The sequence below is a fragment of the Mycolicibacterium chitae genome, assembly GCF_900637205.1.
Classification (GTDB): Bacteria; Actinomycetota; Actinomycetes; order Mycobacteriales; family Mycobacteriaceae; genus Mycobacterium; species Mycobacterium chitae.
In genome coordinates this window covers 1,938,333-1,955,412 of the sequence record NZ_LR134355.1, presented here as the reverse complement: position 1 = coordinate 1,955,412, position 17,080 = coordinate 1,938,333, and the positions used below count along the sequence as shown (strand labels likewise).

The 17,080-nt window shown below is 70.3% G+C and carries 18 protein-coding genes; 11 read left to right on the top strand and 7 right to left on the bottom strand.

The window, feature by feature from the left end; genetic code table 11:
• Positions 1 to 9 precede the first annotated feature (9 nt).
• The gene (locus tag EL338_RS09210) at positions 10 to 870 is read left to right on the top strand and encodes a LysR family transcriptional regulator (RefSeq protein WP_126333484.1); all 861 of its coding nucleotides are present in this window, start codon (positions 10 to 12) and stop codon (positions 868 to 870) included.
• Here EL338_RS09210 and map read toward each other — a convergent pair.
• Genes map through EL338_RS09195 form a run of 3 tightly spaced genes read right to left on the bottom strand, consistent with a single transcriptional unit; the run spans position 867 to position 3,754 of the window.
• On the bottom strand, positions 867 to 1,634 hold the full coding sequence (map, locus tag EL338_RS09205) for a type I methionyl aminopeptidase (protein WP_126333483.1): 768 nt from the start codon (positions 1,632 to 1,634) through the stop codon (positions 867 to 869). The two genes, EL338_RS09210 and map, sit on opposite strands and share 4 nt — an antisense overlap.
• A gap of 4 nt (positions 1,635 to 1,638) precedes the next feature.
• Positions 1,639 to 3,180, bottom strand: a complete 1,542-nt coding sequence (locus EL338_RS09200; RefSeq protein WP_126333482.1) for a glycerol-3-phosphate dehydrogenase/oxidase — start codon at positions 3,178 to 3,180, stop codon at positions 1,639 to 1,641.
• Entirely contained in the window at positions 3,173 to 3,754 is a 582-nt protein-coding gene (locus EL338_RS09195) for a TetR/AcrR family transcriptional regulator (protein WP_126333481.1), read from the bottom strand. The genes EL338_RS09200 and EL338_RS09195 overlap by 8 nt, the downstream gene beginning before the upstream one ends.
• Positions 3,755 to 3,786: 32 nt before the next feature.
• Here EL338_RS09195 and EL338_RS09190 point away from each other — a divergent pair, with 32 nt between their 5' ends.
• The 6 genes from EL338_RS09190 to EL338_RS09165 all read left to right on the top strand — a co-directional run bounded on the left by EL338_RS09190 (position 3,787) and on the right by EL338_RS09165 (position 10,090).
• Positions 3,787 to 5,379, top strand: a complete 1,593-nt coding sequence (locus EL338_RS09190) for an FAD-binding oxidoreductase (RefSeq protein ID WP_126336763.1) — start codon at positions 3,787 to 3,789, stop codon at positions 5,377 to 5,379.
• Positions 5,376 to 6,287 (top strand): diacylglycerol kinase, encoded by a 912-nt coding sequence (locus tag EL338_RS09185; protein ID WP_235666417.1) that lies wholly within the window; start codon positions 5,376 to 5,378, stop codon positions 6,285 to 6,287. Before EL338_RS09190 ends, EL338_RS09185 begins: the two co-directional genes overlap by 4 nt.
• A gap of 116 nt (positions 6,288 to 6,403) precedes the next feature.
• The gene (locus tag EL338_RS26460) at positions 6,404 to 8,794 is read left to right on the top strand and encodes a DUF4185 domain-containing protein (protein WP_235666416.1); all 2,391 of its coding nucleotides are present in this window, start codon (positions 6,404 to 6,406) and stop codon (positions 8,792 to 8,794) included.
• A gap of 4 nt (positions 8,795 to 8,798) precedes the next feature.
• Positions 8,799 to 9,323 (top strand): hypothetical protein, encoded by a 525-nt coding sequence (locus EL338_RS09175; RefSeq protein WP_126333480.1) that lies wholly within the window; start codon positions 8,799 to 8,801, stop codon positions 9,321 to 9,323.
• Between the two features lie 136 nt (positions 9,324 to 9,459).
• Positions 9,460 to 9,675: a type II toxin-antitoxin system HicA family toxin gene (locus tag EL338_RS09170; RefSeq protein ID WP_126333479.1), complete on the top strand. Its 216-nt coding sequence runs from the start codon at positions 9,460 to 9,462 to the stop codon at positions 9,673 to 9,675.
• A gap of 1 nt (position 9,676) precedes the next feature.
• Positions 9,677 to 10,090, top strand: a complete 414-nt coding sequence (locus EL338_RS09165; protein WP_126333478.1) for a HicB family toxin-antitoxin system — start codon at positions 9,677 to 9,679, stop codon at positions 10,088 to 10,090.
• A gap of 12 nt (positions 10,091 to 10,102) precedes the next feature.
• On the opposite strand, the gene EL338_RS09160 is transcribed toward EL338_RS09165, so the two are convergent.
• Both EL338_RS09160 and EL338_RS09155 read right to left on the bottom strand, forming a co-directional pair.
• Positions 10,103 to 10,615, bottom strand: coding sequence for a DUF3145 domain-containing protein (locus tag EL338_RS09160; RefSeq protein ID WP_126333477.1), 513 nt, complete (start codon positions 10,613 to 10,615; stop codon positions 10,103 to 10,105).
• Between the two features lie 116 nt (positions 10,616 to 10,731).
• Positions 10,732 to 11,556: a serine hydrolase domain-containing protein gene (locus tag EL338_RS09155; RefSeq protein WP_126333476.1), complete on the bottom strand. Its 825-nt coding sequence runs from the start codon at positions 11,554 to 11,556 to the stop codon at positions 10,732 to 10,734.
• A gap of 75 nt (positions 11,557 to 11,631) precedes the next feature.
• Here EL338_RS09155 and EL338_RS09150 point away from each other — a divergent pair, with 75 nt between their 5' ends.
• Together EL338_RS09150 and EL338_RS09145 are read left to right on the top strand one after the other, a co-directional pair.
• Positions 11,632 to 12,720 carry an S-(hydroxymethyl)mycothiol dehydrogenase gene (locus EL338_RS09150; protein ID WP_126333475.1) on the top strand — a complete coding sequence of 363 codons (1,089 nt, stop codon included), beginning with the start codon at positions 11,632 to 11,634 and terminating at the stop codon, positions 12,718 to 12,720.
• Complete coding sequence (locus EL338_RS09145) at positions 12,717 to 13,343, top strand: MBL fold metallo-hydrolase (protein ID WP_126333474.1); 627 nt, start codon at positions 12,717 to 12,719, stop codon at positions 13,341 to 13,343. Before EL338_RS09150 ends, EL338_RS09145 begins: the two co-directional genes overlap by 4 nt.
• Before the next feature lie 60 nt (positions 13,344 to 13,403).
• Here the strand turns inward: EL338_RS09145 and EL338_RS09140 are convergent, their stop codons facing one another.
• A complete protein-coding gene (locus EL338_RS09140; protein ID WP_126333473.1) occupies positions 13,404 to 13,598 on the bottom strand; it encodes a hypothetical protein in 195 nt (64 codons plus the stop codon).
• A 68-nt stretch (positions 13,599 to 13,666) separates the two neighbouring features.
• Here EL338_RS09140 and EL338_RS09135 point away from each other — a divergent pair, with 68 nt between their 5' ends.
• Both EL338_RS09135 and EL338_RS09130 read left to right on the top strand, forming a co-directional pair.
• A complete protein-coding gene (locus EL338_RS09135; RefSeq protein WP_126333472.1) occupies positions 13,667 to 13,906 on the top strand; it encodes an LPXTG cell wall anchor domain-containing protein in 240 nt (79 codons plus the stop codon).
• A 2-nt stretch (positions 13,907 to 13,908) separates the two neighbouring features.
• Positions 13,909 to 15,000 carry a class I SAM-dependent methyltransferase gene (locus EL338_RS09130; RefSeq protein WP_126333471.1) on the top strand — a complete coding sequence of 364 codons (1,092 nt, stop codon included), beginning with the start codon at positions 13,909 to 13,911 and terminating at the stop codon, positions 14,998 to 15,000.
• A 170-nt stretch (positions 15,001 to 15,170) separates the two neighbouring features.
• Here the strand turns inward: EL338_RS09130 and EL338_RS09125 are convergent, their stop codons facing one another.
• A complete protein-coding gene (locus EL338_RS09125) occupies positions 15,171 to 16,991 on the bottom strand; it encodes an Hsp70 family protein (RefSeq protein WP_126333470.1) in 1,821 nt (606 codons plus the stop codon).
• Positions 16,992 to 17,080: the final 89 nt, after the last annotated feature.

The following is a 17,080-nucleotide window of genomic DNA, read 5'->3' as shown; positions in this document are numbered from 1 at the left end:
TATTTGTGCATGGATTTGCGTCGGCTGCATCAGTTCGTGACCGTCGCCGAAGCCGGCAGCTTCACCCGCGCCGCCGCCCAGCTGCACCTGAGCCAGCAGGCGCTGAGCAGTTCGGTGCGGCAACTGGAGTCCGACCTGGGCGCACCGCTGTTCGACCGGGACGGCCGACGGATCACGCTGACCCCCGCCGGGGTGACCCTGCTGCGGGAGGGCCGGGCGTTGCTGGCCGCCGCGCGCACCGTGGGCGACCACGTGCGTACCGCGGCCTCCGGCGGCCTGCACTGGACCGTCGGCCACACCCCCGCGCTGTCCGGCGCCGAGGTCTACACCCTGATCGAACCGGCCGTGACGGCCTTCCCCGACGTCTCGTTCACACTGCGCCAGATGTACCCCGACGCGCTGCTGGCCGCCGTGCTCGACGGCTCGATCGACCTCGCGCTGCGCCGCGGCGTGGCACCGACCGGCGAGCTGGCCGCCGCGATCATCGGCTATCACCGGATCCGGGCGGCCATCCCGGCCGGGCATCGGCTGGCCGAACGCGCGGCGGGCATCGCCATCACCGACCTCGTCGGCGAGCGCCTGGCGCTGTGGGCGCCCCCGGGTTCCTCGTACTTCAGCGACTTTCTGCTGGGCGCCTGCCGGCGCGCGGGCTTCGAACCGGACTACCTGGTCAGCCGGGTGCAGGGGGCGGCCATGGTGGCCGCGCCGTTGACCACCGGCGCCATCGCCCTGGTCACCGCGGAGCCGGGACCGACGATGGGCGACCGGGTCCGCGTCGTCGACGTCGACCCGCCGCTGCTGGTCCCGGCGCAGGCGCTCTGGCAACGCCACACCCTCTCGGAGGTGCGCGACCGCCTGCTCAGCGGCTAGCCCGGCAGGGTCAGGATGCGCGGTCCGTCCTCGGTGATGGCGATGGTGTGCTCGTAGTGCGCGCCGTACGAGCCGTCGGCCATCCGCAGCGTCCAGCCGTCCGGATCGAAGACGATCTTCTCCGTGGTCGCCGACCACCACGGCTCCAGCGCCAGCGTCATGCCCGGCTTCAGCCGCAGCCCGCGGCCCCGCTTGCCGCGGTTGGGCACGTGCGGATCCTCGTGCATGGTCCGGCCCAGCCCGTGCCCGCCGAAGTCGGTGTTCACCCGGTAGCCGTGCCGGCGGGCGACCCCGCCGATGGCCGCCGAGATGTCCTCGAGGTGACCGCCCGGTTTGGCCGCGGCGATACCCGCGGCCAACGCCTCCCGCGTCGATGCGATGAGCTCGGCGTCGGCCGGCGAACCGGTCCCGACCGACACCGACACCGCGGCGTCGGCCACCCAGCCGTCGATCGAGACGGCGAAGTCCATGCTCAGCAGATCGCCGTCGCGCAGCACGTAGTCGAACGGAAGCCCGTGCAGCACAGCGTCGTTGACCGACAGGCAGATGACATTGCGGAACGGCCCGCTGCCGAACGACGGGGCGTAGTCCCAATAGCACGACTCCGCGCCGCGGTCCTCGATCAGCCGGCGGGCGTGCCGTTCGAGTTCCAGCAGGTTGACGCCGGGTTCGGCGCGCGCCGCCAGCGTCGCCAGGGTCTCGCCGACGAAGCGACCGGTGACGGCCATCTTCTCGATCTCTTGCGGGGACTTCAGTTCGATCACGGTACTAACCTACGGCCGCCACGAATTCCTGCGCCGCGGCCACCGCGCGTTCGCGGTCCGCGGGCACCAGGCCGATCCGGGTCCGGCGGTCCAGCACGTCGCCGACGTCGAGGGCGCCCTCGTGGGTGACCGCGTACTCGAACTCGGCGCGGGTCACGTCGATGCCCTCGGCCACCGGTTCGGTGGGGCGCTCGCAGGTAGCCGTGGCGATCACCTTCGCGGCCTCGGCGCCGTAGCGGGCCACCAGCGACGACGGCAGCGCGGTCGGCGCGGTCGCGATCCGGGCCCCCGGGTTCGCGGGTGCGCCGATCAGCGGCAGGTTGCGCGTGCGGCACGGCCCGGCCGCCAGCCCGCGCACCGCCACGGTGTGGTCCAGGACGTCCTCGGCCATGTGCCGGTACTCGGTGAGCTTGCCGCCGACGATGCTGATCACGCCGGTGGGCGCGTCGATGACCGCGTGATCGCGGGAGATGTCGGCGGTGCTGCCCGCGCCGGTGTCGATCAGCGGTCGCAGCCCGGCGAAGCTGCCGAGCACATCGGCGCGGGAGACCTTGGCACCCAACGCCGTATTGACGGTGTCGAGCAGGAAGTCGATCTCGGCGGCCGTGGGCTGCGGTTCGTCCGGGATGGGTCCGGGCGCGTCCTCGTCGGTCAGCCCGAGGTAGACCCGGCCGAGTTGTTCGGGCATCGCGAAGACGAACCGGTTGAGCTCACCGGGGATCGGGATGGTCAGCGCGGCAACGGGATTGCCGAATGCGGCAGCGTCGAACACCAGGTGCGTGCCCCGGCTGGGCCGCAGCCGCAGCGACGGGTCCAACTCGCCGGCCCACACGCCGGTGGCGTTGATGACCGCGCGGGCGGTCACGTCGAACGACTCCCCCGTCAGCATGTCGGTCAGCCGGGCCGAGGTGCCGGTGAGCTCGCCGGCGGCCACCCGGGTCAGGATGCGGGCCTCGTGCTGGGCCGCGGTGCGCGCGACGGCGGTCACCAGCCGGGCGTCGTCGATCAGTTGACCGTCGTAGGCGAGCAGTCCCCCGTCGAGGCCGTCGCGCAGCACGGTGGGCGCCAGTTCGACGGCCCGCCGGGCATCCACGCGCCGCGACCGCGGCAGCGTCGAGGCCGAAGTGCCGGCCAGGCGGCGCAGCATGTCGCCGGCGAGGAATCCCGCGCGCACCAGCGCGCGTTCGGCGCGGCCCATGGCCGGCAGCAGCGGGACCAGTTGCGGCATGGCCCGCACCAGGTGAGGTGCGTTGCGCGACATCAGGATTCCGCGTTCGGCGGCGCTGCGCCGGGCGATGCCGACGTTGCCGGTGGCCAGGTAGCGCAGGCCGCCGTGGATCAGCTTGGAGCTCCACCGACTGGTGCCGAAGGCCAGGTCGTGGCGTTCGACGAGGACCACGTCCAGTCCCCGGGTGGCCGCGTCGAGCGCGATCCCCACCCCGGTGATGCCGCCGCCGACGACGAGCAGGTCGGGCACCATGCCGTCGGCGAGCTCGGCCAGTTCGTGTCGACGCCGCGCCGCGTTGAGCGCACTGGAACTAGCCATTGCTCAGGTATCCGTTCAGGGCGCGGCCCAGCTCGAGCGCCAGGGCCTCGGCGGGCAGGATGGGTTCGACGATCTGCGCGGACTGGATGGTCGACTGCGTGATCAGCAGGACCATGGTGGCCAGCTGCCGCGGGTCACCGGCGCGCACACTGCCGTCGGCCTGCGCGGCCCCGAGGTCGGCGGCCAGCGCGTCGATCAGCAGCTGCTGGCTGGTGCCGAGCCGCTCGGAGATGTAGGTCATCGCGAACTCGGGGGCCGAATGCATGACCGCCATGAGCAGTTCGTCACGGCCGAGGCGCTGGGCGACGGCCACGATGCGCGCCACGATCGCGGCGCGGCCCGAGCCGGTACTCGGCACCTCGGCGGCCACCTCGGTGACGCGGCGGGTGAGCAACGCGGCCAGGATCGCCTGGCTGTCGGGCCAGCGGCGATAGATGGTCGGACGGCTCACGCGGGCGCGCCGGGCGATCTCGGCGAGGGTCACCCGCTCGATCCCGTAGTCGCGCACGCAGCTGGCCGCGGCGGCGAGGATGCGCTCCTCGACGGCCGGGTGTGCATTACTGATTGACAGCATCTGTAATACTGTAACGCATGACTGTGCCGCCGATGAAATGGAACGCCTGGGGCGACCCCGCCGCGGCCAAGCCGCTGTCCGACGGGATCCGCACCCTGCTCACCCAGGCGCTCGGCGTCGAGCAGACCGAGCGGCCCGAGCTGCGACTCGACGAGGTCCGCGTGCGCCCGTCGGCGCTGGCCGAACCGCACCGCGCGGCGCTGACCGCGATCGTCGGCGAAGAGCACTGCAGCGTCGATGACGAGGCCCGGTTGCTGCGCGCCGGCGGCAAATCCACGCTCGATCTGCTGCGCCGGACCGAACGCGGCGAGCAGGACGCCCCGGACGCGGTGCTCACCCCCGGCGCCGAGGACGAGATCGGCGAGGTGCTGCGGTACTGCGCCGAGCACGGTATCGCCGTCGTCCCGTTCGGGGGCGGCACCAGCGTCGTCGGCGGCCTGGACCCGATCCGCGGCCCGTTCTCCGCCGCAATCACGCTGGACCTGCGGCGCTTCGACGCCCTGCTGCAGTTCGACGAGGTCTCCGGCGAGGCCGAACTGGGGGCCGGGGTCACCGGTCCGCGGGCCGAGGAACTGCTCGGCGAGCGCGGGTTCTCCCTCGGACACTTCCCGCAGAGTTTCCAGTTCGCGACCATCGGCGGGTTCGCGGCCACCCGTTCCTCCGGCCAGGACTCGGCCGGCTACGGCCGGTTCGACGACATGATCCGCGGGCTGACCGCCGTGACACCGGTCGGCGTGCTGGACCTCGGTCGCGCGCCCGCCTCGGCGGCCGGACCTGATCTGCGGGAGTTAATCATCGGGTCCGAGGGCGTCCTCGGCATCATCACGCGGGTCCGGGTGCGGGTGCATCCGGTGCCGGCGACCACGCGCTACGAGGCCTGGTCGTTCCCGGACTTCGCCACCGGGGCGGCTGCGCTGCGCGCCGTGGTGCAGACCGGCACCGGCCCCACGGTGATCCGGCTGTCCGACGAGGCCGAGACCGGCGTCAACCTGGCCACCACCGAGCACATCGGCGAACAACAACTCACCGGCGGCTGCCTGGCCATCACCTTGTTCGAGGGCACCGCCGAGCACGCCGAGAGCCGGCACGCCGAGACCCGCGCGCTACTGGAATCCCGGGGTGCGACATCGCTGGGTGAGCAGCCCGCGCGGGCCTGGGAGCAGGGCCGGTTCTCAGCGCCGTATCTGCGGGACTCGCTGCTGGCCGCCGGTGCGCTGTGCGAGACCCTGGAGACCGCGACCACCTGGGCCAACCTCGAGCCGCTCAAGGCCGCCGTCACCGCCGCGCTGACCGAGACACTGGCCGAATCCGGCACGCCCGCACTGGTGATGTGCCACATTTCCCATGTGTATCCCACCGGGGCGTCGCTGTACTTCACGGTGGTCGCCGGCCAGCGCGGCGCCACCCCGGCCGAGGTGATCACCCAGTGGACCGCGGCCAAGCGGGCGGCCTGCGAGGCCATCGTGCGCACCGGCGGCACCATCACCCACCACCACGCGGTCGGCGCCGACCATCGCCCGTGGATGACCGACGAGGTCGGCCCCCTCGGCGTCCAGATCCTGCGCGCGGTCAAGGCCTCGCTGGATCCGGCCGGAATCCTCAACCCGGGCAAGCTGATTCCGTGACCAGCGCCATCTCCCGGGTGACGGTGCTGACCAATCCGGCATCCGGGCATGGCAATTCGCCGCACGCGGCCGAACGGGCGATCACCCGGTTGCAGCAGCGCGGCGTCGACGTCACCGCGGTCGTCGGCCGCGACGCCGACCATGCGCGGGCACTGATGCGCGAACAGCTCGACCTCGGCACCGAGGCGCTGGTGGTGGTCGGGGGCGACGGCGCGATCGGCCTGGCGCTACAGGAGTTGGCCGGCAACGACATTCCGCTCGGGATCGTCCCGGCCGGCACCGGCAACGACCACGCCCGCGAGTACCGCATCCCCACCGGCGATCCGGAGGCCGCCGCCGACGTCGTGGCCGACGGTCACGCCGCGACCGTCGATCTCGGCCGCATCGAGAGCAGCGACGGCACCGGCAAGTGGTTCGGCACCGTCGTCGCGACCGGGTTCGACTCGCTGGTCAGCGACCGCGCCAACCGGATGCGGTGGCCGCACGGTCGGATGCGCTACAACCTGGCGATGCTCGCCGAGCTGTCGAAGCTGCGGCTGCTGCCGTTCCGGTTGTCGTTCGACGGCGGGGCCGCGGTGCACACCGAGCTGACCATGGCCGCGATCGGCAACACCCGCAGCTACGGCGGCGGCATGCTGATCTGTCCCGACGCGGACCCCACCGACGGCCTACTCGACATCACGATGATCAGCTCGGCGTCGCGTGCCCGGTTGGTGCGCCTGTTCCCCACCGTCTTCAAGGGCACCCACGTCGACCTCGACACCGTGAGCACCCGGCGGGCGCGCACCGTCGCGGTCGAGTGCCCGGGCATCAACGCCTACGCCGACGGCGATTACGCCTGCCCGCTGCCCGCGGAGATCAGCGCGGTGCCCGCCGCCCTGCGCATTCTGCGCCCCGCCGCTCCGTAACGAATCCCGTCGGCAAATGTATGCACGTGTGAGACTTCTGTTAAAGATGTGGTCGACGGGCGCAGCTCGTCATACCGTTCTCACGTCGGTCGTCGTTTGAGCGCACACGGAGCGTCATGGAAACCAGCAAATACATCGGTCGCGTCGGCGCACTGGCGGTCGCCCTCGGTATCGGTACGGCGCTGACCACCGGGACCGGCATCGCCTGGGCCGATGATGCCGGGAGCAGCAGCAAGTCCTCGAGCAGTTCGGACTCGAAGGGCTCCGGCGACTCGGATTCCACGAGTTCGAAGACCTCCACCGACAGGGACAGCGCCGGCGACGCGGCCACCGACGCCAAGGACAGCAAGGCATCCACCCGCAAGGGGCCGCTGTCACGGATCGGCGAACGGGTCCGCAAGGAGGCCGAAGCCGGCGTCTCGCGCGCCGAGGCGGCCGTGGAGCGCACCCAGGCTCGGCTGGAGAAGGCCCAGACACGGATCAGCGAGCGACGCGCGGCGCTGCAGGACAAGATCGACGACGTCGCCGGCGAAGCCCTCGCCGACGCGGCAGAACCCGTGCGCCGCCCCTTCGGTGTGCGCCCGCGGCCCGAGGAGCCCACCACTCCCGAGGCACCCACGACTCCCGAGGCACCGGCCGCCGCGAAGAACAACAGCACCGCGAGCTCCGACACGCCCCGCGTGACGCCCGCGGTCGTCGAGGCCCAGCCGAAGCCCACCGCCCCGGCCCGCGCCAAGTCCGTCGCCCTGAAGCTCCGCGAGGTGCGCGAGGACGTGACCGAGCGCGGACTCGCGGCCATCACCACCGTCGCCGAGTCGGTCACGACGCTGCCGGCCGGCGTCCTCGAGCCCGCGCCCATCACGTCCTTCGCCAAACCGGCTGCCGCACAACCGGATATCTCCACCGGCTCCGCGGAACTGCCCGAGACCACGGCCACCTCGGTGGTTTCGGCGCTACTGGTGGCCGCGGGCCTCTCGCCGCTGGCCGCCGGGACCAGCCCCGTGTCCCCCGGCCCGTCGGCGGCGCTGTGGGCGATGGCCGCCTGGGCGCGCCGGGAGGCCGAACAGGTGGTCAACCCCAAGGGCGTGGCCCTGACCTCGGCCAAGGACGCCGAAGCCCCCGCGGCCGCCACCGATGTCGAACCGCTGGCCGCTGTCGCGGCCGCCGACACCCAGCAGTGGGAGGCCAATCCAGGACTCACCGACGCACCCGTGATCTCCGGGACCTCGATCCTGCGCGACCTCGGCTTCATCACCGGCCCGGGCACCCCCGCCAACCACTGGTTCGTCGGCGGCACCGATCTCGGCATCATGTGGGTCGGCGGTTACGAAGAAGACGGCACGCCCATCGTCTACACGCTGTTCGGCGACACCTTCGACGATCCGGGCATGACGACCGGCTGGCGCAACAACGTGCTGTTGCGCTCGTGGGACACCGACCTCAGCGACGGCCTGAGCTTCAGCGACGCCCTCATCCATGCCGGTGCCGGGCCCGGGGTGCCGGGCACGCCCACGTGGTACGGCCTCGGCGGCGATCCAGCCGGCGCCGCGCAGATCATCTACGACCCCGGGTACACCGGGTGGTTCGGCACCACCTACACGATGATCCCGACCTCGGCGATCGCGATCGAAAACGAGGACGGCTCCTACACCCAGTACGCGACCGTGATGTCCGTGCGCACCTGGGACAACCCGGGCAGCTGGACCACCAACTACTCGGCGATCGCGGTGTCGGAGGACGGCGGCAAGACCTGGACGGTGGACCCCGACACCGTGCGGGGCTCCGGGTGGCTGCGCGCCAACAAGACCTTCGAGTTCGGCAACCAGAACTTCCAGCAGAACGCGCTGGTACAGGGACCCGATGACGATCCGAACTCGTGGACCACTCCGGACAAGACCGAAAAGTACATCTACGTGTACGGCACGCCGTCGGGCCGGGCCGGGTCGGCCTACCTCGCGCGGGTGCCGGAGAGCCAGTTCACCGACCTGGATGCCTATCAGTACTGGGCCGGCGAGAACGCCGATGGCACCGGCAACTGGGTGACGGGCGACCCGTCGGCGGCGACCTCGGTGATCGGCGGCGGAAACAGCAACTACATCTCGTTCCTGCCCAAGGACGGCTTCCTGGGCCAGATCAACAAGCTGTTCGCCGGATTCCTCAACGGGTTCATCGTCGGCGGCCTGCCCACCGGCGGCAACGTCAGCGAGATGTCGGTGCAGTACAACGAGTACCTCGGCAAGTACGTGGTGACCTACACCGACAGCGGCAACAACGTGGTGATGCGGGTGTCCGATTCGCCGCAGGGCAGCTGGTCCAACACCCACACGCTGATCCGCAACAACTACCTGGGCAACACCGGCATGTACGCGCCGATGATCCACCCGCTATCGGGAACCTCGGCGGCCGGCGCCGGCAACGAGCAGTACCTGTACTACAACGTCTCCTTCTGGAACAACTACAACGTGAAGTTCATGGAGTCCGACCTGAGCCAGCTCGACATCACCTAGGCCCATGAAATTCGCCGTCGTGCTGTCTGCGGTGGCCGCCACGGCGGCCGCCGCAGTCAGCACGACCGCGTGCGCCCACGCCCAACCCGAACCGCCGCCGTCGGTCCCGCCACCGCTGCCGCAGGTCGGTGCCGCGTGCGCCGAACACCTCGACGGCGCACTCACTGAGCTACCGGCACCGGCCGATGCGCCGCCGAGCCGCGCCAAGAATCTGCTGGAGTGCGCCGACGGCAGCTGGCAGACGTATCGCAACCCGTATCCGTCGCCGCAGAGTTGGCTGACCACCGGCCCCGAGTTGGTGCTCAGCGGCATGCGAAACCCGGAGATCGGCTCCGGAACATGGACCGGCACACCGCAGTTCGCCGACGGCCAGTGCGAGGCCCAGCAGGTCGAGGTCGTCGCCGCGGGCCAGACCTCCGCACCCCAGGCCTTCACCGCCGAACCGGGCGCGCCGCTGACCGTGCCGGTGTCCGACCGGCTGTTCACCCTCAGGCTGAGCGGCTACTGCCTCTGGCAGCGTGCGGACTAACCACTGTCACACCACGCGGGCACACTGTCGGCAACCGACAGAAATCCCACACTGTGTCGAACATTCGACTGGACTCCATCCCAGCAATTGTCTATGCGCATAGACTAGAAAACGTCTACCTGGATAGACTATCGTCATGATCGCACCGGCGCCGACCCGGGAGATCGTCAAACAACTCAAGAAGGCGGGCTTCACGCGTCGCGACGGCAAAGGTAGTCACGGCATGTGGACCTGCGCTCACGACCGCTACAGCATCTCGCTGGTCGACGGGCACCGGCCCATCAGCCCAGGCGTTCGCCGCCAAGTGGACGCTGCGATCAGCGCCTGCGCTACCGACTGCAAGGAGCGGTGACATGCACATCTACAAAGTCCACGTCGTCCGCGACGACCGCTGGTGGATGATCACCGTTCCCGAGCTCCACGGCTACGTGACCAGAGACGGGTCGACCAACCTCAGCGATACGACTCAAGCTCGCCGGTTGTCCGAGGTGCCCAGCCAAGCCCGCGATTTCATCTGCACGGTCACCGACGTTGCCCCGTCGAAGGTCAGCGTGGACATCACGGTTTCCGTCGACGATATCGATGTGACGGCGGCGGCCGAGAAAGTGAATCGCGATCGGGAACTGGCTGAGCGTCACATGGCGGCCGCGCAGGGCGAGGCACGGGACCTTGCGCGAAAGCTCGCAGCCCGCGGGGTGCCGGTTCGTGATGTCGGCGAAGTTCTGGGGGTGTCGTTCCAGCGCGCCCAGCAGCTAATTACAGCGTGAGGGCTGAAACCGCTAGCCCACGCCCCGGCTGAGCCAGCTGACCTCGGCGCCGTCGCCGCCGTTGCGGAAGTCCTCGAGCGATTCGTCCCACGCGGTGCCCAGCACCGTGTCCAGTTCGGCGGCCAGGGTGTCGGCACCGGCGGCCATCAGGGCACGCAGCCGCATCTCGCCGACGATGGTGTCGCCGTTGGCGCTCATCGCGCCGCTCCACAGGCCGAGCTGCGGGGTGTGGCAGAAGCGCTGCCCGTCGACACCCTCGCTGGGATCCTCGGTGACCTCGAAGCGCAGCACCGACCAGGAGCGCAGAGCGTTGGCCAGCTGCGCGCCGGTGCCCACGGGGCCCACCCAGTTGGTGACCGCGCGCAGCTGTCCGGGCATCGCCGGCTGCGGCGTCCAGGTCAGCTTCGCCCTGGCATTCAGGGTCGACGAAAGAGCCCACTCCACGTGTGGGCATACCGCCGCGGGTGAGGCGTGGATGTAGACCACGCCTGTAGTCGCGTCGGCAAATTGGTTCGACGCACGCATTGGCTGCTCCTTCAGTTCGACGAGGGACGTCTTCCCCAACGGCCTCGGTGAACCAACGAGCATCACAAGTTTGTGTGTCGCGCGTGTCTATTGTGCCCTGTGTGGCACGTGTTGCGCTAGTGTGCCCCGAATTCTCTCAGGACTTCGTCAGAGATCGCCGGCCACAGCGGGTACGCCCACTCCCCGAAATTGCGGTTCGTCAACACCACGAAAGCCAGCTGCGCGGCCGGATCGGCCCAGATGAACGTGCCTGACTGACCGAAATGGCCGAACGTGGCGGGCGAGTTCGTCGAGCCCGTCCAGTGCGGCGACTTCTCCCCGCGCAGCTCGAAACCGAGACCCCAATCGTTAGGTCGCTGTGACCCGAAACCGGGCAACACGCCCGAAAGTCCGGGGAATTGCACGGCGATCGCGTCGGCGTGCATCGGCGCCGACACCACCCGCGGGACAAGCAGGTCGCCAGCGAACGCCGCCAGGTCGGCCACCGTCGAGGTCCCGCCGAACCCCGCCTCGGCCGCGCCGCCGGGCAGTGTCGACGCGGTCATCCCGAGCGGGGCGAAGACCGCCTCGGCCAGATAGCGACCGAACTCGATGCCGGCGGCGGCCTCGACCGTCTCGGCCACGATCTTGAATCCGTAGTTGGAGTAGATGCGACGCGCACCGGGCTTGGCCAACACCGACTCGTCGTGCATCGTGTACCCGGCGGCGTGCGCCAGCAGATGCCGCACGGTCGAGCCCGGCGGACCGGCAGCGGTGTCGAGGTCGACGGCGCCCTCCTCGACGGCCACCTGCACGGCGCGCGCGGCCAGCGGCTTGGTCACCGAGGCCAGCGCGAACGACGCGGTGGTGTCGCCGTGGCTGGCCAATATTCCGGACGGTCCGACCACCGCGGCCGAAACCGCCGACACCGGCCAATCATCGAGAACTTCGAGTGCACCCATCGGTCGCGAGCCTAATCGCTTGGGCGACTTTCCGGTCGGGATGATCCCAACGACACAAACCATTAGGTTGGGGGCATGAGTCAGACAGTGCGTGGAGTGATTTCCAGGAGTAAGGGCGAGCCGGTGGAGCTCGTCGACATCGTCATCCCCGACCCGGGTCCCGGGGAGGTGGTCGTCGACATCATCGCCTGCGGGGTCTGCCACACCGATCTGACCTACCGCGAAGGCGGCATCAACGACGAATACCCCTTCCTGCTCGGCCACGAAGCCGCCGGCACCGTCGAAGCCATCGGCGACGACGTCACCAACGTCGCCGTCGGCGACTTCGTCATCCTCAACTGGCGCGCGGTCTGCGGCCAATGCCGCGCCTGCAAACGCGGCCGCCCCCACCTGTGCTTCGACACCCACAACGCCACCCAGAAAATGACCCTGACCGACGGCACCGAGCTGACCCCGGCCCTGGGCATCGGCGCCTTCGCCGACAAGACCCTCGTCCACCAAGGCCAGTGCACCAAAGTCGACTCCGGCGCCGACCCCGCCGTGGCCGGCCTGCTGGGCTGCGGCGTGATGGCCGGCATCGGTGCGGCGATCAACACCGGCGCGGTCAGCCGCGATGACACCGTGGCCGTCATCGGCTGCGGCGGGGTCGGCGATGCCGCCATCGCCGGAGCCGCCCTCGTCGGCGCCAAACGCATCATCGCCGTCGACACCGACAACAAGAAACTCGACTGGGCCCGCGATTTCGGTGCGACCCACACCATCAACGCCCGCGAACTCGACCCCATCGAAACCATCCAGGACCTCACCGACGGCTTCGGCGCCGACGTCGTCATCGACGCCGTCGGGCGCCCCGAAACCTGGAAACAAGCCTTCTACGCCCGCGACCTCGCCGGCACCGTCGTCCTCGTCGGCGTCCCCACCCCCGACATGACCCTCGAAATGCCCCTGGTCGACTTCTTCTCCCGCGGCGGCGCCCTCAAATCCTCCTGGTACGGCGACTGCCTACCCGAACGCGACTTCCCCACCCTCATCGACCTCTACCAACAAGGCCGACTCCCCCTCGACAAATTCGTCACCGAACGCATCGGCCTCGACCACGTCGAAGACGCCTTCCACAAAATGCACGCCGGCGAAGTCCTGCGCTCGGTGGTGGTGTTGAAATGAGTGACGCCATCACCCGCGTGGTCACCAGCGGAACGTTCAGCCTCGACGGCGGCACTTGGGATGTCGACAACAACATCTGGGTGGTCGGTGACGACAAGGATGTGGTCGTGTTCGACGCGGCCCACACCGCCGATCCGATCATCGAGGCCGTCGACGGCCGCAACGTCGTCGCCGTGGTCTGCACGCACGGTCACAACGACCACATCACGGTCGCACCGCAGCTCTCCGAGCAGCTCGACGCGCCGATCCTGCTGCATCCCGCCGACGAGATGTTGTGGCGGATGACGCACCCGGACAAGGACTTCCGCACCGTCGAGGACAATCAGGTCATCCGGGCCGGCGGGATCGAGCTGCACGCGATCCACACGCCCGGGCATTCGCCGGGCTCGGTGTGCTGGTACGCCCCGGATCTGGGTGCGGTGTTCTCCGGCGACACCCTGTTCCAGGGCGGGCCGGGCGCCACCGGGCGCTCGTTCTCGGACTTCCCCACCATCCTCGACTCCATCAAGGAGAAGCTGGGCAAGCTTCCGCACGACACCGTGGTCTACACCGGGCACGGTGACACCACCCGCTACGGCGACGAGATCGTCAACTACGACGAGTGGGTGGCGCGGGGCCACTGAGATCCGAACCTCAAGGGATCCGAACCTCAGGGCCCGAATCTCCCACCGCGGCGGTTCGTTTCAGGACGCGGCGGGTTGGCGGCGCTTCATCCAGCGCCCGGCCGTGATGTCGGCCAGGCCGTTGAGCAACAGCACGACGGCCAGCCACGGCAGCCAACCCGCCTCGAACTGCAGGGAAGCGAGGAACGCGACCCCGGCGGCGACGATCATCCCGACGCCGACCTTCAACAGAATGCCTGGTGTTTGACGTTTCACAGGCCGAAGTGTGTCACGACCCGGCGCCGGGGACTACCGTTGGCCACATCGCAACGTGGGAGGTCACCATGCCGTCCGAGGACACCGCCGCACCATCGTCGGGGCGTGCGCGCAGGTTCGCCCTGCGGCACTGGTTCGCGCTGATCCTGGTCGTGCTGGCCGCGATCTTCATCGCCCAGAACCGCGAACAGGTCAACATCCATGTGCTGTGGACCAGCTTCGCCGCCCCGGTGTGGTTCTTCTTCGCCGGGTTGTTGGTGGTCGGCATCCTGATCGGGCTGCTGCTGCGGCGGCGCCGACGAGGTTGACCGTGCGCGAGTCGAGCATCGTAGTTCGACCGGAGTCGCCGGACAGCCCCAACTACACCGCGGCGGCTCGGCTGCAGGCCGCCGGATTGCAGTCCGCCATCGAACTTTTCGTCGATGCGGCCGGCGCGGTGCCGATCCCGCGGTACCCGCAGCCCATCGTGATCGCCGACTACGGCGCGTCCACCGGGCACAACGCGCTGCTGCCGGTGGCCGCCGCCATCACCGCGCTGCGGCGCCGGACCCGCAAGGAACATCCCATCCTGGTGGCGCACACCGATGTTCCCGACAACGACTTCACCGCGCTGTTCCAGACCCTGACCGACGACCCGGACAGTTATCTGTACAAGGACGCCGCGGTGTTCTGCTCGGCGGTGGGACGGTCCTTCTATCAGCAGCTGTTGCCGTCGCAGAGCGTGTCGCTGGGCTGGTCGTCGTGGGCCATACACTGGCTCTCGAAAACCCCGGTGCCCGTTCCTGATCACATCCTGCCCGCCCTCAGCGACGATGACCGCACCCGCGCCGCCTGCGAGCGCCAAGCCGCGCAGGACTGGCAGGAGTTCATCGCGTTCCGCGGTCGCGAACTGGTCGGTGACGGCCGACTGGTGGTGCTGACCATGGGGGTCGACGAGGCCGGTAGACCGGGCCTGCTGCCCCTGGTCGACATCCTCTACGGCGCGCTCACCCAACTGGTGGGCAGCGGACTGATCAGCGCCGAGGAGCTCCGGGCGATGGCGATCCCGATCGTCGGGCGCGGCGAAAAGGATTTCGCCGCGCCGTTCGCCCCGAAGGATCGGTTCGAGGGTCTGTCGATCGAGCAGGTGGAGGTCTTCGATGCCGAGGACCGGTACTTCCAGCAGTTCACGGTGGACAACGACGCGAATGCCCTTGGCGCGAAATGGGCTTCGTTCCTGCGCGCCTCGGTGTTCGGCTGCCTGACCGCGGCGCTGAGCGGCGGCCACGACGACCCGCGGGCAACCGAACTGTGCGACCGGCTCGAACGCAGCATCGCCACCCAGGTCGCCGCCGCGCCCGCGCGGACCCCGATGCCGTTGGCCAAGGTGGTGCTGCGCAAACATCCGCGGACGCGGGATTAGCCCCGACGTCGGGTGAGGCCGGCTCCGGACGGCCTCTCGATCAAATGCCGTCACCTCCGGGTGACGGCTATCCACAGGGCGCCCGGCGTGCCCGCCCCTTGCTGTGCACAACTGTCAACACGACGTAACGGGTTTCGATCGAGGGCCGGGTGGACAGCGGCGAACCGCGATCAGCCTCCGGCCGGGGGCTGCGGAATCAATTGCGGCAGACCGGGAATGGTCGGGATCGGAGGCAGGGTGGGAATCCATTGCGGGTGCGTCGGCACCGGCGAGTCGGGGGCCGGCTCCGACGGTGCCGGTTCCTCGACGGGTGGTTGCTCGGCGGGTGGGTCCGGTTCGGGCGCAGGCTGCTGGGCCGGCGGATCAGGTTCCGGTGCGGGCGATTCGGCCGGCGGCGGCTCCGGTGCGGGCGCCTCCGAGGACGGCGGGGGCGGTGGCGTCACGGTCTCGGTGACCGTCGACGTCGCGGGCGGGGCCGGCTCGGCGGGCCGCGGTGTGGGTGCCTGTTGTTGCACCACCCGGGTGCGGGTCACCGGCGCGGGGGTCGCCGCGACCACCGGTCGCTGCACCGCGGGTGGCGGCGACGCGGGCGGGGGCGGTTCGGCCGGCGGCTGCGCGGCCACCGGTGCAGGTTCGGGTGCGGTGCTGATACTCGGGGTCGGTTCCGAAACCTGCACGGCCCCACTGTCGTTGACCAGCACCACGCCGAGGGCGCTGACTGCGCCGATCAGCACCACGCTCGCCGCGGCCATCGTCGCCAACGGTCGCCGATACCAGCGCAGCGCGGGTTCCACGGCGGCGTCCTCGGCCGCGAAGGCCACCGCCGGGCGCGCACTCGACAACCCGGTGTCTGGCGACTGGTCGTAGAGCTCGAGGCCCGCGAACTCTTCCTCGGCCTCCGGCTCCTGGGCCTCCGACCAGGCCAGCGCGGCAGGCTCGAGGGCCGGGGCCACGGCGACCGGGGCGGGCGCCGGCAGCGCCACCTTCGTCGCGGTGTCGTCGGCGGGGCCGCGCAGCGCGCGCAACGCCGAACCGGTGGCCGCGATCAGCGCCGGGCGCGGCGCGGTGATCACCGGCACCCGCAGGTGATCCGAGAGCGTGGTGGTGACGGCGGCCATGGCGGCCGCTCCGCCCACCGAGGCCACCGCACTCAGCGCCGCGGGAGGAATACCGTTGCGGGACAACGTGTCGTCGAGGACATCGACCAGGCCGGCCAGCGGCTCCCGCAGCACGGCATCCAGCTCGGGGCGGGTCAGGCGGACCTCGTCCCGAAACTCGGGCAGTTCCACCGGCATCGACGTCACGGCCGCGGCCGAGAGTCGCTCCTTGGCGCCGCGGCACTGCGCGCGCAGCCGCCACAGCGAGCCGATCGCCGAGGTGCTGTTGAGATCCACCGAGCCCGCGCCGGCGAGTTCGCCGATGACGTGGGTGAGCAGGGCCTGATCCACCAGATCACCGGAGAAGTCGGGATGCCGGACCGTCGGCCCCACCGGCGCATAGCCCCGGTCGGCGTCGACCAGGGTGATGCTGGTCCCGCCGCCCCCGAAGTCGCACACGGCGATGACGCCGCGGGTCGGCAGACCGGGGTCGTTCTGCAGGGCGGTGACCACGGCCGATACCTCGGAGAGCACCGCCGGGGGCCGTCCTCGCCACTCCGGCACCCGGGCCAGCGCCGAGGTCAGCGCCTGCACCGCCGCGGGACGCCAGTGCGCGGGGACGGCGACCGCCGCCAGTTGCGGAAGTTCTCGACCGCGGGTGGCCTCGTAGGCCGTCTGCCGCAGCGCCTCGGCGAGCACCCGCTCCGCGCGGTGACTGGTCCCGTCGGCGGCCAGCAGGCCCACCGGGTCCCCCACCCGGTCGACGAAGTCCGTGATCGTGCCGCCCCCGGCCGTCAGGACCGGCGCCTTGCGCACCGCGTTGTCCGATGTCACGGCCGCCAAGGCCGTGGTGCCGACCGACAGTCCGAGCGCCGGCCGTGTTGCGTCCCTCATGTCTCCATCCCGCGATTCCTCATTGGGAATCTCGGTTCCGGGCCCCGGACCGTTACGTCGGGGAATCCTTCGGCCGCCCCGTTCGTTGC

What these genes read in the sequence shown, in the direction of transcription:
- EL338_RS09160 (WP_126333477.1), bottom strand. Translation starts at nt 10,615, where the DNA reads ATGCGTGCGTCGAACCAATTTGCCGACGCGACTACAGGCGTGGTCTAC.
- EL338_RS09170 (WP_126333479.1), top strand. Translation starts at nt 9,460, where the DNA reads ATGATCGCACCGGCGCCGACCCGGGAGATCGTCAAACAACTCAAGAAG.
- EL338_RS09150 (WP_126333475.1), top strand. Translation starts at nt 11,632, where the DNA reads ATGAGTCAGACAGTGCGTGGAGTGATTTCCAGGAGTAAGGGCGAGCCG.
- EL338_RS09200 (WP_126333482.1), bottom strand. Translation starts at nt 3,180, where the DNA reads ATGGCTAGTTCCAGTGCGCTCAACGCGGCGCGGCGTCGACACGAACTG.
- EL338_RS09135 (WP_126333472.1), top strand. Translation starts at nt 13,667, where the DNA reads ATGCCGTCCGAGGACACCGCCGCACCATCGTCGGGGCGTGCGCGCAGG.
- EL338_RS09175 (WP_126333480.1), top strand. Translation starts at nt 8,799, where the DNA reads ATGAAATTCGCCGTCGTGCTGTCTGCGGTGGCCGCCACGGCGGCCGCC.
- EL338_RS09125 (WP_126333470.1), bottom strand. Translation starts at nt 16,991, where the DNA reads ATGAGGGACGCAACACGGCCGGCGCTCGGACTGTCGGTCGGCACCACG.
- EL338_RS09190 (WP_126336763.1), top strand. Translation starts at nt 3,787, where the DNA reads ATGAAATGGAACGCCTGGGGCGACCCCGCCGCGGCCAAGCCGCTGTCC.
- EL338_RS26460 (WP_235666416.1), top strand. Translation starts at nt 6,404, where the DNA reads ATGGAAACCAGCAAATACATCGGTCGCGTCGGCGCACTGGCGGTCGCC.
- EL338_RS09145 (WP_126333474.1), top strand. Translation starts at nt 12,717, where the DNA reads ATGAGTGACGCCATCACCCGCGTGGTCACCAGCGGAACGTTCAGCCTC.
- EL338_RS09165 (WP_126333478.1), top strand. Translation starts at nt 9,677, where the DNA reads ATGCACATCTACAAAGTCCACGTCGTCCGCGACGACCGCTGGTGGATG.
- EL338_RS09195 (WP_126333481.1), bottom strand. Translation starts at nt 3,754, where the DNA reads ATGCTGTCAATCAGTAATGCACACCCGGCCGTCGAGGAGCGCATCCTC.
- EL338_RS09210 (WP_126333484.1), top strand. Translation starts at nt 10, where the DNA reads ATGGATTTGCGTCGGCTGCATCAGTTCGTGACCGTCGCCGAAGCCGGC.
- EL338_RS09155 (WP_126333476.1), bottom strand. Translation starts at nt 11,556, where the DNA reads ATGGGTGCACTCGAAGTTCTCGATGATTGGCCGGTGTCGGCGGTTTCG.